Here is a 14,739-nt window from a genome sequence, read left to right as displayed (position 1 = left end):
TTGAATGTATGGATGCAATATACTATTGTATGGATCAGCACAACGGAAGGGGTGCCATCATGGCGACCGGTTCAATTTCTCTGGCAAAGGCGATGTGGCACGGCTTTCGGGGCAAGTGCCCGAACTGCGGCCAAGGACATCTGTTCGGCCGTTTCCTGAAGGTGGCCGACGCCTGCGATCATTGCGGCGAGGAGCTGTTCCACCAGCGCGCCGATGATTTCCCGGCCTATCTCGTCATGGTCGTGGTCGGCCACCTCGTGGTGCCGGCGATCCTCGCGGTCGAGACCGCTTATGCGCCGCCGGTGTGGCTGCAACTCGCGGTATGGCTGCCGGTGACGCTGTTTGCTTCGCTGGCGCTGCTGCAACCGACCAAGGGTGCGATCGTCGGCCTGCAATGGCAGATCGGCATGCACGGCTTCGAGGCGAGCAAATTGCGCCGGGAAGCCGGTCAGCTTGCGCCCGTGCTGGTGAAGGCGTCGCGCGCGGCCTGAGGCGCGTCGCGTCGTTTACATCGCGGAGCTGCCCGCTACACTCCATCGCATCAAACAAGAAAGATGGAAACGCTCATGGCCGCACGCGCGAGAACCTTCCTGCTCTGTCATGGCGCGTGGTCCGGCGGCTGGTCGTGGCGGAAAATGCATCCGCTGATGGCGCACGCCGGCCACCGCCTGATCGCGCCGACCTATACAGGGCTCGGCGAGCGGTCACATCTCGCCAGCGCCGCTGTCGATCTCGAGACGCATATCCAGGACATCCTCAACGTCATCAAATTTGAGGACCTCAGCGACGTGGTGCTGCTTGGTCACAGCTATGGCGGCATGGTCGCAACCGGCGTTGCCGATCGTGCGCGCGAGCGCATCACGCAATTGATCTATCTCGACGCCTTCGTGCCGCGCGATGGCCAGTCGCTGTTCGATCTCAACGAAGGCGGTCGCGAGCCGATGCGCAAGGCGGCTGCCGCCGGCGACGGCTACCGCATCCCGCCCAATCCGCCGCCGCCGGATACACCGCAGGCCGATCTCGACTGGCTCAACGCGCGCCGCATCAACATGCCGCTCAAATGCTTCGAAACCAAGCTGAAGCTCGGGTCCGGCGAACCCGCAATGCCGCGCAGCTATATCTATTGCAGGCGCATTCCGCCGGGCGATGTGTTCGGGCAATTCGCAAGGCGCGCGAGGAGCGAAGATGGCTGGCGCTATTTCGAGCTCGACGCCAGCCATGCACCGAATGTGACGGCGCCGGAGGCACTGATGAGTGTCCTGAACGAGATCGCGGCCTAACTCACAGCCGTCATTCCGGGGCTCGCGAGGCGAGAGCCCGGAATCCATTCATCCACCGTCTCTGTCCCACGAGGGATTCCGGGCTCGTGCTTCGTACCCGCCGGAATGACAGTGGTGAAATTGGTGAGGGGTCCGATGCGTCGGCATCGAACCCCTCCCTGTAAGATATCAGCCGGCCTGTAAGCCGGGTTCTGTAGGGCACCGCCCGCTTGCGCAGACGATACGTGACGGCCATTCCTCTGGGACCATGTTTGCACATGGCCTCGAGCAACCTACCCGGACGGCGGGCCTGACATCGCCCCGCGGCGTTATCGCTTTCGCGAACTGCCCGCTACGCCGTCCCTATTCGGTTTTGCTCCCGGTGGGGTTTACCATGCCGGCTCCGTTGCCGGACCCGCGGTGCGCTCTTACCGCACCTTTTCACCCTTACTTCCTCCGAGGAGGGAGCGGTTCGTTCTCTGTGGCACTTTCCCTGGGGTCGCCCCCGCCGGATGTTATCCGGCACCGCATGTCAAGGGAGCCCGGACTTTCCTCCCCGGCGGCCTTTCGGCACTTGCCGGAGCGGCCGTCCGGCCGACTGACTGACAACGCAATGGGCATTTGTGACGTTTTCGTCAAGCAGAGATCGTCGCGCACGCCGCCGCGTAAATAATTTATCCTGAAGATGTCGTTGGGCGCGGACCCCGTTCGACTGGATGCCGGCAATCCAGCCGAACAACAGGAGAGAAGCGATGCAGTATCTGCTGCTGATTTATCGGAACGAAGCACAACAGAGCCAGATGGCGCCCGCGGATTACGAGAAGCTGCTGGCGGAGTATTCCACCTACACCCAGTCGATCGTCCAGAGCGGACATTTCAAGGCCGGCGACGGGCTGCAGCCGACCTCCACCGCCACCACCGTCCGCGTTCGCGACGGCAAGACCATGACCACCGATGGTCCCTTCGCGGAGACCCGCGAACAGCTCGGTGGCTACTATCTCGTCGAAGCCAGGGATCTCGATGCCGCGATTGAACTCGCCGCGCGGATTCCCGGCGCCAGGCACGGCTCGATCGAAGTGCGGCCGGTCATGATCTACCAATGATCGGAAAAATAGTTTCGCGATGATGTCGTTTGGCGTCGTCCCCATTCGACAGATGTCGGCGATCCAGCCGAACAACAGGAGTTAAGCGATGCAGTACCTGCTGCTGATCTACCGGAACGAAAGCTATCTCACCGACATGACGGCCGCCGACCGTCAGAAGCTGGCGGGCGAATACGGCGCCTACACGCAGTCGATCATCCAGAGCCGCCATTTCAAAGCGGGCGACGGGCTGCAGCCGACGACGACCGCGACCACGGTGCGCGTGCGCGACGGCAAGACCATGACGACCGACGGCCCGTTCGCGGAAACGCGCGAGCAGCTCGGCGGCTACTATCTGATCGAAGCCAAGGACATCGACGAGGCCATTGCGATCGCGGCCCGCGTTCCCGAGGCCAAGCGAGGATCGATCGAGGTGCGGCCGGTCATGATCTACAAGTGATCGCCGCCACCGACATCGACAAGGTCTTCCGCGACGAGGCGGGGCGGGCGCTGGCCACCCTGATCCGCCTCGTCGGGGATTTCGACTTGGCCGAGGATGCGCTTCAGGATGCATTTGCTGTCGCGCTGGAGCGCTGGTCGTCAGGTGAGCGGCCAGACAATCCGCGCGCGTGGCTGGTCAATGTCGGTCGCAACAAGGCGATCGACCGTATCAGGCGCCAGGCCGCCTTTCGCGGCAAGCAGCAGGCGCTGCTGCACGAGCTCGCGCTGAACGAGCAAGGTGCCGACGAGCCGCCGGCGATGCTCGACGACGACATGCTGCGGCTGATCTTCACCTGCTGCCATCCGTCGTTTGCGGCCGAGGTCCAGGTCGCGCTGACGCTGCGCACCGTCTGCGGCCTCTCCACCGCGCAGGTCGCGCGCGCCTTTCTGGTCGGTGAGGACGCGATGGCGCAGCGCCTGGTCCGCGCCAAGCAGAAGATCAGGCTCGCCGGCATTCCCTATCAAGTGCCCGAGCGCGACGCCCTGGCGCCGCGGCTCGACGGTGTGCTCGCCGTGATCTACCTCGTCTTCACCGAAGGCTACGTCGCGACCTCGGGCACCGATCTGATGCGGCCCGATTTCGCGGCCGAAGCGATCAGGCTCGGCCGTCTGCTCGACCGGCTGATGCCCGATCGCGCCGCGATCAAGGGCCTGCTCGCCTTGATGCTGCTGCACGATGCGCGCCGCGCCGGGCGCGCGACCGCGGCCGGCGACATCGTGCTGCTGGAAGAACAGGATCGCTCGCTGTGGGATCGCGCGCAGATCGAGGAAGGCCTGGCTCTCGTCGACGATGCGCTGCGCGTGCCGGGTCGGCCGCAGCCCTATGTGGTGCAGGCCGCGATTGCCGCGCTGCATGCCCGCGCGCCGAGCTACGCGCAGACCGACTGGCCGCAGATCGCCGGGCTCTACGAAGTCCTGCTGCGCATCAATCCCTCGCCGGTCATCGAGCTCAACCATGCCGCCGCGATCTCGATGGTCGACGGCCCGGCGCGCGCGCTCGATCTCGTCGACGCGATCTCCGCGCGCGGTGGTCTCGACGGCTACGAAATGTTGCCGGCGGTGCGAGCGGATTTGTTGCGACGGCTGGAGCGGAAGCAGGAGGCGCGCGAAGCCTATGCTGCGGCGACCGAGGCGACCCAACTCGAGCCGTTGCGAAGGCTGTATGCGCGGCGGCTGCGGGAGATGGAGTAGCCGACACATCCTCCGTCATTGCGAGGAGCTCTTGCGACGAAGCAATCCAGACTATCTCCGCGGTGACAGTCTGGATTGCTTTGCTACGCCCGCAATGACGGGCCGCCGTCACTTCGACGCGACAGCCGTCCCGTCCGCCGGCAGGCTCGCCAGCAGAGCCTGCAAGGTCGACAGCGTCGAGTGATCGGCAATACCATCCAGCCGCGCGGGACGGAAGTGGCGCTGGAAGGCGGTGACGACTTCCATGGTCGAGGCGTCGTATTTGCCCGACAGCGGCACGCCATAGCCATAGCGGGCGAGCGCCTGCTGAAGGCTCAGCACCTCGTCGCTGATGGTGCCGAGCATCAGGGTTTCGCCGCGCACGACCGGCGCCGGCGTCACCCAGTGACCCACACCGGAATTGGCGAGGGAGTGCCAGGGAAATTTCTCGCCGGGATCCTTCTTGCGCGCGGGCGCCACGTCGGAATGACCGAGCACCCGTTGCGGCACGATCTTGCGGCGGAGCATGATGCCGCGGCACAGCGCGATCACGGCGGCGATCTGGCGCAGCGGATATTCGGGATAACCCCAATCGTGACCGCGATTGATGATCTCGATCCCGATCGAGCAGGAGTTGATGTCGTCCTCGCCGGCCCAGGACGAGACGCCCGCGTGCCAGGCGCGCCGCGCCTCCGGCACGCATTGCACGATGCGGCCGTCCTCCAGCACGACATAATGCGCCGACACTTCGGTGCCGGCCGTGCACAGCCGCGCCAACGCGCCCTCGACGTCGGGCATGCCGGTGTAGTGCAGCACGATCATGTCGGGCTGGCGGCCCTTGTTGCGCTCGCCATGATTGGGCGAGGGGATGATGTCGGAGACGATCGACGAATCCGGCTCGAATGTCCGCATGCTCGCCGCGGTCTTGGGAACCGGGAGAACGCGCTGACGCTTCGAATCAGCTCCAGGCGGCGTGGACGAACCGGACGACATAAACGACTCAAGTCGGACAGGAGAATGGGCCAAGCCCTTCTCTTTACTATTCCTTTACCGTCTGCTTCGTGCAATCGCGCGATGCGGCTGCCGGGTGCATTTTGGGCTCAGTGTGTGGATGACGCATCACTGCCCAAGGAACCGCGAAAGCACCTTTTCGAGATGTAACGAACCGATCAACGCTTTCTTAACGCTAAGAGCCGTTACTGAGAGATGAAGAGCCGACCCGCGTCCGGAGCCGGCCAAAGCGTTTTTGGCTCGAATCCCATGGTTGCCCGACATATTCCACTGGGAACAGCGGGTTTGCCGCCCGGGAAGCTCGGGCTCGGCGTACATGGTGGATTGGGGTTGGGTCGTGGAACCGCCGCGACGCGGAATTATTCGAGGCGTGATGGGCTTTCTGGCCCCCAGATTGAGCTGCCCGTTTTCTTGCACACCCGGCAGGCGCGACGCATGAACGACGCACCGCACATTCCCGTGCTTGGCCGCGAAGCGATCGCGCATCTCGCGCCGCGTGCGGGCGGCATCTATCTCGATGCGACCTTCGGGGCCGGCGGCTACAGCCGCGCCATTCTCGAGACATCAGGGACCCGCCTGATCGCGATCGATCGCGACCGCACCGCGATTGCCGGTGGCGCCGAGCTGGTCGCGCGCGCGGCCGGCCGGCTGACACTGGTCGAAGACCGTTTTTCGAATCTCGCCCAGGTCTGCGCCGCGCAGGGCATCGATGCGGTCGACGGCGTCGTGATGGACGTCGGCGTGTCCTCGATGCAGCTGGACCAGGCCGGTCGCGGCTTCTCGTTCCGCCTCGACGGTCCGCTCGACATGCGCATGGGGCAGACGGGACCGACCGCGGCCGACATCGTTGCGCGCGCCTCCGAAAGCGATCTCGCCGACATCATCCATCTCTTCGGCGAAGAGCGGCATTCGCGCCGCGTCGCCCGCGCCATCGTGGCTGACCGGCAGGAGGCGCCGTTCACCACCACGCGTGCGCTCGCCGATCTGGTCGGGCGGGTGGTGCGCTCGAAGCCCGGCGACATTCACCCGGCGACACGGACCTTCCAGGCCTTGCGCATCTTCGTCAACGAAGAGCTCGAGGAGCTTCAAACTGCGCTCGCTTCCGCCGAGCGCGTGCTGAAGCCCGGCGGCCGCCTGGTGGTGGTCTCGTTCCATTCGCTGGAAGACCGCATCGTCAAGAATTTCCTTGGCCAGCGCTCCAAGACCGGCGGCGGATCGCGGCACCTGCCGGAGGTGGCGCAAGGCGTGCCGAGCTTCCAGCTTCTGACGCGGCGGCCCGTGATTGCCGGCGACGAAGAGGTTGCGCATAATCCTCGCGCCCGATCCGCAAAGCTGCGCGCCGCCGAGCGCACCGCGGCGCCGGCGCATGCCGACGACGAGCGGTCGTCCTGGCCAAAACTCTCCGAAGTGATGAGGGGCGGCTAGCAGATGCGCATCATCCACCTTCTCGTCATCGGCGCGCTGATCTTCGCGGCCGCCTATGTCTACCGTATCAAGATGGACTCCACCGCGCGCACCGAGAAGGTGCTGCGGCTGCACGCGGAGATCCGCGAGCAGCGCGACGCGATCGCCCAGTTGCGCTCCGAATGGGCCAAGCTCGATGCGCCCTTGCGCCTGCAGGGCCTCGTTGAGCGACATCTGCCGCTCAAGCCCGTCAACGGCACGCAATATGATTCTCTGAAGAACCTGCCGGACCGTCCGCCGCGGATGTTCCGGCCGGGCGAGCCCGATCCGATCGGGTCCATGATCAACACCATCGAAGCCGCGAGCGATCCTGACAGCGTGACGGGCTCGGTGCCGCAGCCCGAGGACAAGCAATGAGCGCTGTTCCGGCCAAACCCGCAGGACGACCCGCAGGGCGTCCAACCGAACCCTGGCGGCAGCGGCTGGTCCGCAGCCTGCTTTACGGGCGTAACGTCGATCGCGCCGCGAAGGCGCGCGCGCGCGTGGGCCTCGCCATGCTGGCCTTTGCCGCCGTCTACGCCATGATCGGCGGACGCCTCGTGATGTTCGCGATCGGCGCCGACGCCCACAGTGCGCGGCGCGCCGCCTCTCAGGAGGTGGTTGCGACCGCGCGGCCCGACATCGTCGACCGCAACGGTGCGATCCTGGCGACAGACGTCAAGGCCGCCAGCATGTTCGGCGAGCCCCGCCGCATCATCGACAAGGACGAGGCGATCGAGCTTCTGACCGCGACCGTGCCCGATCTCGACGAAGCCGAGGTGCGCGACCGCCTGTCATCGCGCAAGGGTTTCGTCTGGCTGAAACGCGAGATCACGGCCAAGCAACAGCTCGACATCCACAAGCTGGGCCTGCCCGGCATCGGCTTCCTGCGCGAGAACAAGCGCGTCTATCCGACCGGCAACGAGGTCGCCCACCTCATCGGCCTCGTCAACATCGACAACCAGGGCATCGCCGGCATGGAGAAGTGGCTCGACAACCAGGGCCTCGCCGATCTCCACCGCGCGGGCTTTGCCATCGACCGGTTGCAGAAGCCGATCGAGCTGTCGGTCGATCTGCGCGTCGAGCACGCGCTGCGCGACGAACTGCTCAAGGCCAAGGAAAAATTCCACACCAAGGCGGCCTCGGGCCTCGTCACCAACGTCAACACCGGCGAGATCGTGGCCATGGTATCGGTTCCGGATTTCGACCCGAACAATCCGAAAGAAGCCCACGATCCCGACCGCATCAACCGCCTGACAACAGGCGTCTACGAGATGGGCTCGACCTTCAAGGCGTTCACGCTCGCGATGGCACTCGACACCGGCAAGTACGGCCTCGATTCGCTGTGGGACGCGCGCGGGCCGCTGCACTACGGCAAGTTCGCGATCCATGACGACGAGCCGAAGGGCCGCTTCCTGAACATGAAGGAAGTGTTCACCTTCTCCTCCAACGTCGGTGCGGCGCGGATTGCGCTGTCGCAGGGCGTGGAAGCGCACAAGGCGTTCCTGCGCAAGATGGGGCAGCTGGATCGGCTGCGTACGGAATTACCCGAGAGCGCGTCGCCGATCGTGCCGCGGCATTGGGGCGATCTCAACACCATTACCATCGCATTCGGCCACGGCATCGCGGTGGCGCCGTTGCAGGCCGTGATGGGCGTCAGCGCGCTCGCCAATGGCGGTCTGCTGATTCCCCCGACCTTCCTCAAGCGCTCCGAGGAGGAGGCACGGGCGATCGCAAAGCGCGTGATCAAGCCCGAGACGTCGGAGAAGATGCGGTTCCTGATGCGGCTGAACGCAGAGATCGGCACCGCCAAGAAGGCGAATGTTCCCGGCTACTACATCGGCGGCAAGACCGGCACAGCAGAAAAGGTGGTCAACGGCCGTTATGCCAAGAAGAAGGTGCTGACTGCGTTTACGGCGATCATTCCGGCAGACAAGCCGAAGTACCAGCTCCTGATCATGCTGGACGAGCCGCAGCCGCTGAAGGAGACCTACGGCTTCATCACGTCGGGCTGGAACGCCGTTCCGACCGCAGGCAACGTGATCAGCCGTATTGGACCGCTGCTCGGCATCGAGCCCCGCTACGACCTGCCGCCCGCGGACCGCCTTATTCTTGCAGCATCCAGGACAACCCAGTAATCACAGGGGGTAGGGCCGTAGCCGCTGCTGAGTCGGGGATTTCCCTCAGAATTCGGCTTTCCGGCAGGGCAACTGGAAGATCATGAAGCTGCGCGACCTCTTGGGTCAGGATGTTTTGGGCAATGATGCCGCGATCGAGCCCGCTGTCGCGGCGATCGAGGTCACAGGCGTTGCGCTCGATAGCCGCGTGGTCAAGCCCGGCGATGTGTTCTTCGCGCTATCAGGCAGCAAGACCGACGGTGCGCGCTTCATCGATGCGGCCATTGCGGCCGGTGCGGTGGCGGTGGTCGGCGATCACGCGCCTGAAGGCAGCAAGGTGCCCGTCGTCACCGTGGCCAATCCGCGCCGCGCGCTGGCGCTGGCTGCGGCAAGAGTCTTCCCCGCACAACCTGCAACCATCGTCGCGGTGACCGGAACCAGCGGCAAGACATCGGTTGCCGCGTTCACCCGGCAGATCTGGGAGCGGCTGGGCCACGCCTCGGCCAGCATCGGAACAATCGGGCTCGTCTCGCCGAAGCGCACCGTTTACGGTTCGCTGACGACGCCGGATCCGGTCGCGCTGCATCGGCAGCTCGATGAGATCGCGCGCGAAGGCGTGACGCATCTTGCATTTGAAGCCTCGTCGCACGGGCTCGACCAATACCGCCTTGATGGTGTCCGTGTCGTGGCCGGTGGCTTCACCAATCTCTCGCGCGACCACATGGACTATCATCCAACCGTCGCGCACTACCTGTCCGCAAAGCTCCGGCTGTTCCGCGAGCTCGTCCCATCAGGCGGAGCGGCGGTGATATCGGCCGATCATGATTGCTCGGCGCAAGTGCGCGACGCGGCGAAATCGCGTGCCTTGCGCGTGATGGCGGTCGGCCGCCACGGCGACGGGGCAGGCGGGGGCATCCGCCTCACCGAGGCCGTGGTCGAAGGCTTTTCGCAAAAGCTTGGCCTCGAACATCGCGGCAAGACATACGCGGTGCGGCTGCCGCTGGTCGGCGAATTCCAGATCGAGAACGCGCTGGTCTCGGCCGGTCTTGCGATCGGCACCGGCAGCGATGCGGCCGATGTGTTTGCGAGCCTCGAACATCTCGAAGGTGCCAAGGGCCGGCTCGAGCGCGTCGGTGAGCGCAACGGCGCGCCGATTTTCGTCGACTACGCGCACAAGCCTGATGCGCTGGCGAAGGCGTTGCAGGCGCTGCGTCCTTACGCGAAGCGCAGGCTGGTCGTCGTGTTCGGCGCCGGCGGCGATCGCGATGCCGGCAAGCGGCCGATCATGGGTGAGATCGCGGCGGAGAATGCCGATCGCGTCATCATCACCGACGACAATCCGCGCAGCGAGAAGCCGGAAGCCATCCGTGCCGCGATCCTCGCCACCGCCAAGGGCGCGCGCGAGATCGGCGATCGGGCGGCCGCGATCCGCGCCGCGATCGAGGAGCTGGAAGATGGCGATGCGCTGCTCGTCGCGGGCAAGGGCCACGAGACCGGGCAGATCGTAGGCCACGAGGTCCTGCCGTTCAGTGATCACGAGGCGGTCGCCGCCGCATTAGCATCGAGGGTCGCATGAGCGGGCCATTATGGACGGTTGCCGGAGTGGCGCGCGCGCTGGGCGCGGCCGGATCATTCCCGGACACGGGAATTGACTTCGTCACCCAGGACAGCCGTCTGGTGAAACCGGGCAGCCTGTTCGTCGCGCTGTCAGGTACGCCGAGCGGCGGCTTCATCTCGGCCTTCGCCAGCGCGCGCGACGGCTGGGAGTTCGCGGACAGGGCGGAAGCCTCAGGCGCAGTCGCGATGATCGTGCCGCACGAGATCGCGGGCATCCGCATTCCCCAGATCGTCGTGAAGGACACGCTGATCGACGGTCTCTGGGGCCTCGCCCGCGCCGCGCGCACGCGTTTCAACGGGTCGGTGATCGGGCTCACCGGCAGCGCCGGCAAGACCAGCACCAAGGAATATCTGGCGGCCTATCCAAATGCCTATGCGAGCCCTTCGAGCTTCAACAATTTCTGGGGCGTGCCGCTGACATTGTGCAATGCCCGGCCTGACGCCAGCCTCTGGGTCGTCGAGATGGGCATGAACCAGGCTGGCGAGATCGCGCGCCTGAGCGAATTGACGCGGCCGACCGTCGCGCTCGTCGTCAACGTCCAGCCGGTGCATCTCGAAAAGCTCGGCTCGCTCGACGCCATCAGGCGCGAGAAGGTATCGATCGCGCTCGGGCTACCCGAGGATGGCGTGCTGGTGCTGCCTGTAGGCATCAAGGCGCCGGACTGGAAAGGCAAGGTGGTGCGCTTCGGCGAGAAGGCCGAGGTGCACGAGGTTGCGCACGCCCCTCACGGCGACAGCTGGCAGGTCGTGGCCGGGATCGGCAAGAAGCAGATCGCCTTCAGCCTCACGCCCGGCGCGCCGCACCGCGTGCAGAATGCGCTCGCCGCGCTCGCTTCAATCCATGCTGCGCATCTCGACGTGGCGACGCTCGCGATCAAGCTCGACCGCGTCGGCATCATGTCCGGCCGTGGCGTGGAGCAGGCAGTCGGCGGCGTCACCGTGATCGACGACAGCTTCAACGGCAATCCCGCGAGCGTCGCTGCCGCGCTGCAAAGTCTGCAGGCGCGCAACGTGACGGGCGGGCGTCGTATCGCGGTGCTCGGCGATATGCTGGAACTGGGCGACGACGCGCCAAGCTACCACACCGGCCTCACCGCCCATCTCGGCGGCATCGACGGTATCTATTGCGTTGGCCCGCTGATGCGGCACCTTTATGACGCGCTTCCCGCGGGCAAGGGGCTGGGCTGGCACGACGATCCCGCCACGCTGAAGCCTGGTGAGGTCGCCGGTTTGCTGAAGGCAGGCGATGTCGTGGTTGTCAAGGGCAGCAAGAAGATGTTCTGGGTCAACAAGTTTGTGCCGGCCCTAGTGGCCGCCTTGCAGGCAAAGGCGTAAACTGCTTGGAAGGCGCTGTTCCCGAATCCCGCCGTTTTGCGGCGCTAAGCCGGCCGGTTTCCTAGAGGTCGCCCGACCGATGATGAAGACCAGCGAATGCGCTTGAGGCGAAATCTGCGTCTCGAACAAGCCTGCGTGCGAAAGGCGCCATAGGACCGTCTGAATGTTTTACTGGCTGATCGAGATCTCCAACACTTTTCCCGGTTTCGGTGCGGTGCGCACCGTCCTGAACGTCTTCCGCTACATCACCTTCCGCACCGGCGGCGCTATCGTCACTGGCGCGCTGTTCGTGTTCCTGTTCGGGCCCTGGATCATCGATCATCTGCGCATCCGCCAGGGCAAGGGCCAGCCCATCCGCACAGATGGTCCGCAATCGCATCTGTCCAAGAAGGGCACGCCCACCATGGGCGGGCTGATGATCTTGTCCGGCCTGACGGTCGGCACCGTGCTGTGGTGCAATCCGCTCAATCCCTATGTCTGGATCGTGCTGGCGGTGACGCTCGGCTTTGGGTTTGTCGGCTTCTATGACGATTATCTCAAGGTCACCAAGCAGACCACGACCGGCTTCGGCGGCAAGCTGCGGCTGCTGATCGAAGGGCTCATCGCGCTGGTCGCCTGCTACGCGCTGGTGCGGTTGAACCGCGACCCCGCGTCGACCGCGCTGACGATTCCCTTCCTCAAGGACACGGTGTTGCATTTCGGCTGGTTCTTCGTCGTGTTCGGCGCCTTCGTCATCGTCGGCGCCGGCAACGCGGTGAACCTCACCGACGGTCTCGACGGCTTGGCCATCGTGCCCGTGATGATCGCGACCGCGAGCTTTGCGATGATCGCCTATCTCGCCGGCAACGCCGTGTTTGCCGATTACCTCCAGATCAAATATGTCGCGGGCACCGGCGAGCTTGCGGTACTCTGCGGCGCGCTATTGGGTGCCGGCCTCGGCTTCCTCTGGTTCAACGCGCCTCCGGCCTCGATCTTCATGGGCGACACCGGCTCGCTCGCACTCGGCGGCATGCTGGGCTCGATCGCGGTCGCGGTGAAGCACGAGATCGTGCTCGCGGTGATCGGTGGCCTGTTCGTGCTGGAGGCGGTCTCGGTCATCGTGCAGGTGGTGTCGTTCAAGCTGACCGGAAAGCGGATCTTCCGGATGGCACCGATCCATCACCATTTCGAGCAACTCGGCTGGACCGAGCCGCAGATCGTGATCCGCTTCTGGATCATCTCGGTGATGCTGGCGCTGGCCGGCCTCTCCACGCTGAAGCTGCGCTGACGGGTCCACGATGATCCCGGTCACATCCTTTGCCGGCAAGACGGTCGCGGTCTTAGGCCTCGGCGGCTCCGGGCTCGCCTCGTGCCACGCGCTGAAGGCTGGCGGCGCCGAAGTGATCGCCGCCGACGACAATGCCGAGAACGTCGCCAAAACGGCTCAGGCCGGTTTCATCACCGCCGATCTTCGCAATGTCTCCTGGTCGAAATTCGCTGCGCTCGTGCTCGCGCCCGGCGTGCCGCTGACCCATCCGGTGCCGCACTGGAGCGTGCTGAAGGCGCGTGAGGCGGGTGTCGAGGTGATCGGCGACATCGAGCTGTTCTGCCGCGAGCGCCGGCGGCATGCCCCCAACGCGCCTTTCGTCGCCATCACCGGCACCAACGGCAAGTCGACCACGACAGCCTTGATCGCGCATCTCACGAGGGTTGCCGGTTATGACACCCAGATGGGCGGCAACATCGGCACCGCGATCCTGTCGCTGGAGCCGCCGCGCATGGGCCGCGTCCACGTGATCGAGATGTCGTCCTACCAGATCGACCTCACGCCCTCGCTCGATCCTTCCGTCGGCATCCTGCTCAATGTCAGCGAAGACCACATCGATCGCCACGGTACGATCGAACACTACGCTGCGGTGAAGGAGCGCCTCGTTGCAGGCGTGCAGGCGGGTGGCACCTCGATCGTCGGCGTCGACGATGGCTATTGCCGCGACATCGCAGACCGGCTCGACCGCGCCGGCAAGACTGTGGTGCGCGTCTCCGTCAGGAATCCGCTGGCCTCCGGCCTCCATGTCGAGCATGGCACCATCGTTCGTACGTCCGGCGGCGCTCGTAGCGAGGTGGCCACGCTTGGCGGCATCGGTTCGCTGCGCGGGCTGCACAATGCCCAGAACGCGGCGTGTGCCGCCGCGGCTGCGCTCGCGATGGGCATCAGCCTTGACGTACTGCAGAATGGCCTGCGCAGCTTTCCCGGTCTCGCGCATCGCATGGAGCAGGTCGGCCGCCGCGGCAACGTGCTGTTCGTCAACGATTCCAAGGGCACCAATGCGGACGCGACCGCGCATGCGCTGTCGTCCTTCGCCGACATTTTCTGGATCGCCGGCGGCAAGCCGAAGGCGGGCGGCATTACCAGCCTCACCGGATTCTTCCCGCGCATCCGAAAGGCCTATCTGATCGGCGAGGCCGCGCAGGAATTTTCCGGCACGCTTGGCTCGGTCGCACACGAGATCAGCCAGACGCTCGATCTGGCCGTCGAGCACGCGGCGCGCGATGCGGAAGCGTCAGGTCTCGCCGATCCGGTCGTGCTGCTGTCGCCCGCCTGCGCCTCCTTCGACCAGTACCGCAACTTCGAGATCCGCGGCACCAAGTTCCGCGAACTGGTGCAGGCGCTGCCGGGCGTGAAGCCGGTGGTGTGAGAATGTCGCCGCGACGCTGGACCGGACTTATCGCTGCTCTTGCTATTCCCGTCGGCTTCCTCTGCGTCGTCCTCATCGACGGCGTCATGCACCAATTCGGCGCGTGTCGCGTCGTTCGCCAAAGTGCGTTCGCCTCCCCGAGCGGCAGCAAATTGGTTGTCGTGGTCTGGAAGTCGTGCGGAGCGAGTGTGCCCGACAGTACGCAGGCCAGCATCGTGGCGCGCGGCCGGACGTTCTCGCCCGAGAGCACGCCGACCTTTGTCAGCGTGCGCGGGCATCTCGATGCCGTCGTCGTGTGGAGCAGCGAGCGGGCGGTCAGGATCGGTTTCATTCCCGGAGCAGACCAGATCGACAAGCGCGACCCCCGCGCGGGGGATGTCGCGATTACCTACGAATAGGCCTCCGTGTCCCGGACGCGCACCGGACGATGCTTCGCATCGCCGGGGGCAAGTGGGTTGCGTCCGGGGCACGAGACTGTTCACAACTTCATCCGCTTCCTTAACCTCCCGGTAACCAACCTCGGCGACCA

The 14,739-nt window shown here is 65.3% G+C and carries 14 protein-coding genes and 1 other RNA gene; 13 read left to right on the top strand and 2 right to left on the bottom strand.

Annotated elements, in window-relative coordinates:
* Nucleotides 1-29: 29 nt before the first annotated feature.
* Together ACVIIW_RS01165 and ACVIIW_RS01160 are read left to right on the top strand one after the other, a co-directional pair.
* Nucleotides 30-491 (top strand): DUF983 domain-containing protein, encoded by a 462-nt coding sequence (locus ACVIIW_RS01165; RefSeq protein WP_456699058.1) that lies wholly within the window; start codon nucleotides 30-32, stop codon nucleotides 489-491.
* 75 nt (nucleotides 492-566) lie between these two features.
* Nucleotides 567-1,280, top strand: coding sequence for an alpha/beta fold hydrolase (locus tag ACVIIW_RS01160; protein ID WP_456699057.1), 714 nt, complete (start codon nucleotides 567-569; stop codon nucleotides 1,278-1,280).
* A gap of 164 nt (nucleotides 1,281-1,444) precedes the next feature.
* Here the strand turns inward: ACVIIW_RS01160 and rnpB are convergent.
* Nucleotides 1,445-1,861: RNase P RNA component class A (gene rnpB, locus ACVIIW_RS01155), an RNA gene on the bottom strand.
* 150 nt (nucleotides 1,862-2,011) lie between these two features.
* Between rnpB and ACVIIW_RS01150 the strand changes: the two genes are divergently transcribed.
* The 3 genes from ACVIIW_RS01150 (at nucleotide 2,012) to ACVIIW_RS01140 (ending at nucleotide 4,033) form a co-directional block, all read left to right on the top strand.
* A complete protein-coding gene (locus ACVIIW_RS01150; protein WP_456699056.1) occupies nucleotides 2,012-2,362 on the top strand; it encodes a YciI family protein in 351 nt (116 codons plus the stop codon).
* 88 nt (nucleotides 2,363-2,450) lie between these two features.
* On the top strand, nucleotides 2,451-2,801 hold the full coding sequence (locus tag ACVIIW_RS01145; RefSeq protein WP_456699055.1) for a YciI family protein: 351 nt from the start codon (nucleotides 2,451-2,453) through the stop codon (nucleotides 2,799-2,801).
* Complete coding sequence (locus ACVIIW_RS01140) at nucleotides 2,801-4,033, top strand: RNA polymerase sigma factor (RefSeq protein ID WP_456705055.1); 1,233 nt, start codon at nucleotides 2,801-2,803, stop codon at nucleotides 4,031-4,033. Before ACVIIW_RS01145 ends, ACVIIW_RS01140 begins: the two co-directional genes overlap by 1 nt.
* A 108-nt stretch (nucleotides 4,034-4,141) precedes the next feature.
* On the opposite strand, the gene ACVIIW_RS01135 is transcribed toward ACVIIW_RS01140, so the two are convergent.
* Nucleotides 4,142-4,924: an N-acetylmuramoyl-L-alanine amidase gene (locus tag ACVIIW_RS01135; RefSeq protein ID WP_456699054.1), complete on the bottom strand. Its 783-nt coding sequence runs from the start codon at nucleotides 4,922-4,924 to the stop codon at nucleotides 4,142-4,144.
* A 534-nt stretch (nucleotides 4,925-5,458) separates the two neighbouring features.
* Here ACVIIW_RS01135 and rsmH point away from each other — a divergent pair.
* The 8 genes from rsmH (at nucleotide 5,459) to ACVIIW_RS01095 (ending at nucleotide 14,608) form a co-directional block, all read left to right on the top strand.
* Nucleotides 5,459-6,448, top strand: coding sequence for a 16S rRNA (cytosine(1402)-N(4))-methyltransferase RsmH (gene rsmH, locus ACVIIW_RS01130; protein WP_456699053.1), 990 nt, complete (start codon nucleotides 5,459-5,461; stop codon nucleotides 6,446-6,448).
* 3 nt (nucleotides 6,449-6,451) lie between these two features.
* Nucleotides 6,452-6,844 (top strand): cell division protein FtsL, encoded by a 393-nt coding sequence (ftsL, locus tag ACVIIW_RS01125; protein ID WP_456699052.1) that lies wholly within the window; start codon nucleotides 6,452-6,454, stop codon nucleotides 6,842-6,844.
* Nucleotides 6,841-8,604 carry a peptidoglycan D,D-transpeptidase FtsI family protein gene (locus ACVIIW_RS01120; protein WP_456699051.1) on the top strand — a complete coding sequence of 588 codons (1,764 nt, stop codon included), beginning with the start codon at nucleotides 6,841-6,843 and terminating at the stop codon, nucleotides 8,602-8,604. The genes ftsL and ACVIIW_RS01120 overlap by 4 nt, the downstream gene beginning before the upstream one ends.
* An 82-nt stretch (nucleotides 8,605-8,686) precedes the next feature.
* Nucleotides 8,687-10,159 carry a UDP-N-acetylmuramoyl-L-alanyl-D-glutamate--2,6-diaminopimelate ligase gene (locus tag ACVIIW_RS01115; RefSeq protein ID WP_456699050.1) on the top strand — a complete coding sequence of 491 codons (1,473 nt, stop codon included), beginning with the start codon at nucleotides 8,687-8,689 and terminating at the stop codon, nucleotides 10,157-10,159.
* Nucleotides 10,156-11,535, top strand: a complete 1,380-nt coding sequence (locus tag ACVIIW_RS01110; RefSeq protein WP_456699049.1) for a UDP-N-acetylmuramoyl-tripeptide--D-alanyl-D-alanine ligase — start codon at nucleotides 10,156-10,158, stop codon at nucleotides 11,533-11,535. Before ACVIIW_RS01115 ends, ACVIIW_RS01110 begins: the two co-directional genes overlap by 4 nt.
* Before the next feature lie 163 nt (nucleotides 11,536-11,698).
* Nucleotides 11,699-12,802, top strand: coding sequence for a phospho-N-acetylmuramoyl-pentapeptide-transferase (mraY, locus tag ACVIIW_RS01105; protein WP_456699048.1), 1,104 nt, complete (start codon nucleotides 11,699-11,701; stop codon nucleotides 12,800-12,802).
* A 10-nt stretch (nucleotides 12,803-12,812) separates the two neighbouring features.
* A complete protein-coding gene (gene murD, locus ACVIIW_RS01100) occupies nucleotides 12,813-14,210 on the top strand; it encodes a UDP-N-acetylmuramoyl-L-alanine--D-glutamate ligase (protein WP_456699047.1) in 1,398 nt (465 codons plus the stop codon).
* A gap of 2 nt (nucleotides 14,211-14,212) precedes the next feature.
* Entirely contained in the window at nucleotides 14,213-14,608 is a 396-nt protein-coding gene (locus tag ACVIIW_RS01095) for a hypothetical protein (protein ID WP_456699046.1), read from the top strand.
* Nucleotides 14,609-14,739 lie beyond the last annotated feature (131 nt).

The organism is Bradyrhizobium sp. USDA 4449, assembly GCF_054056275.1.
This window is presented reverse-complemented; position numbering and strand designations above follow the sequence as displayed.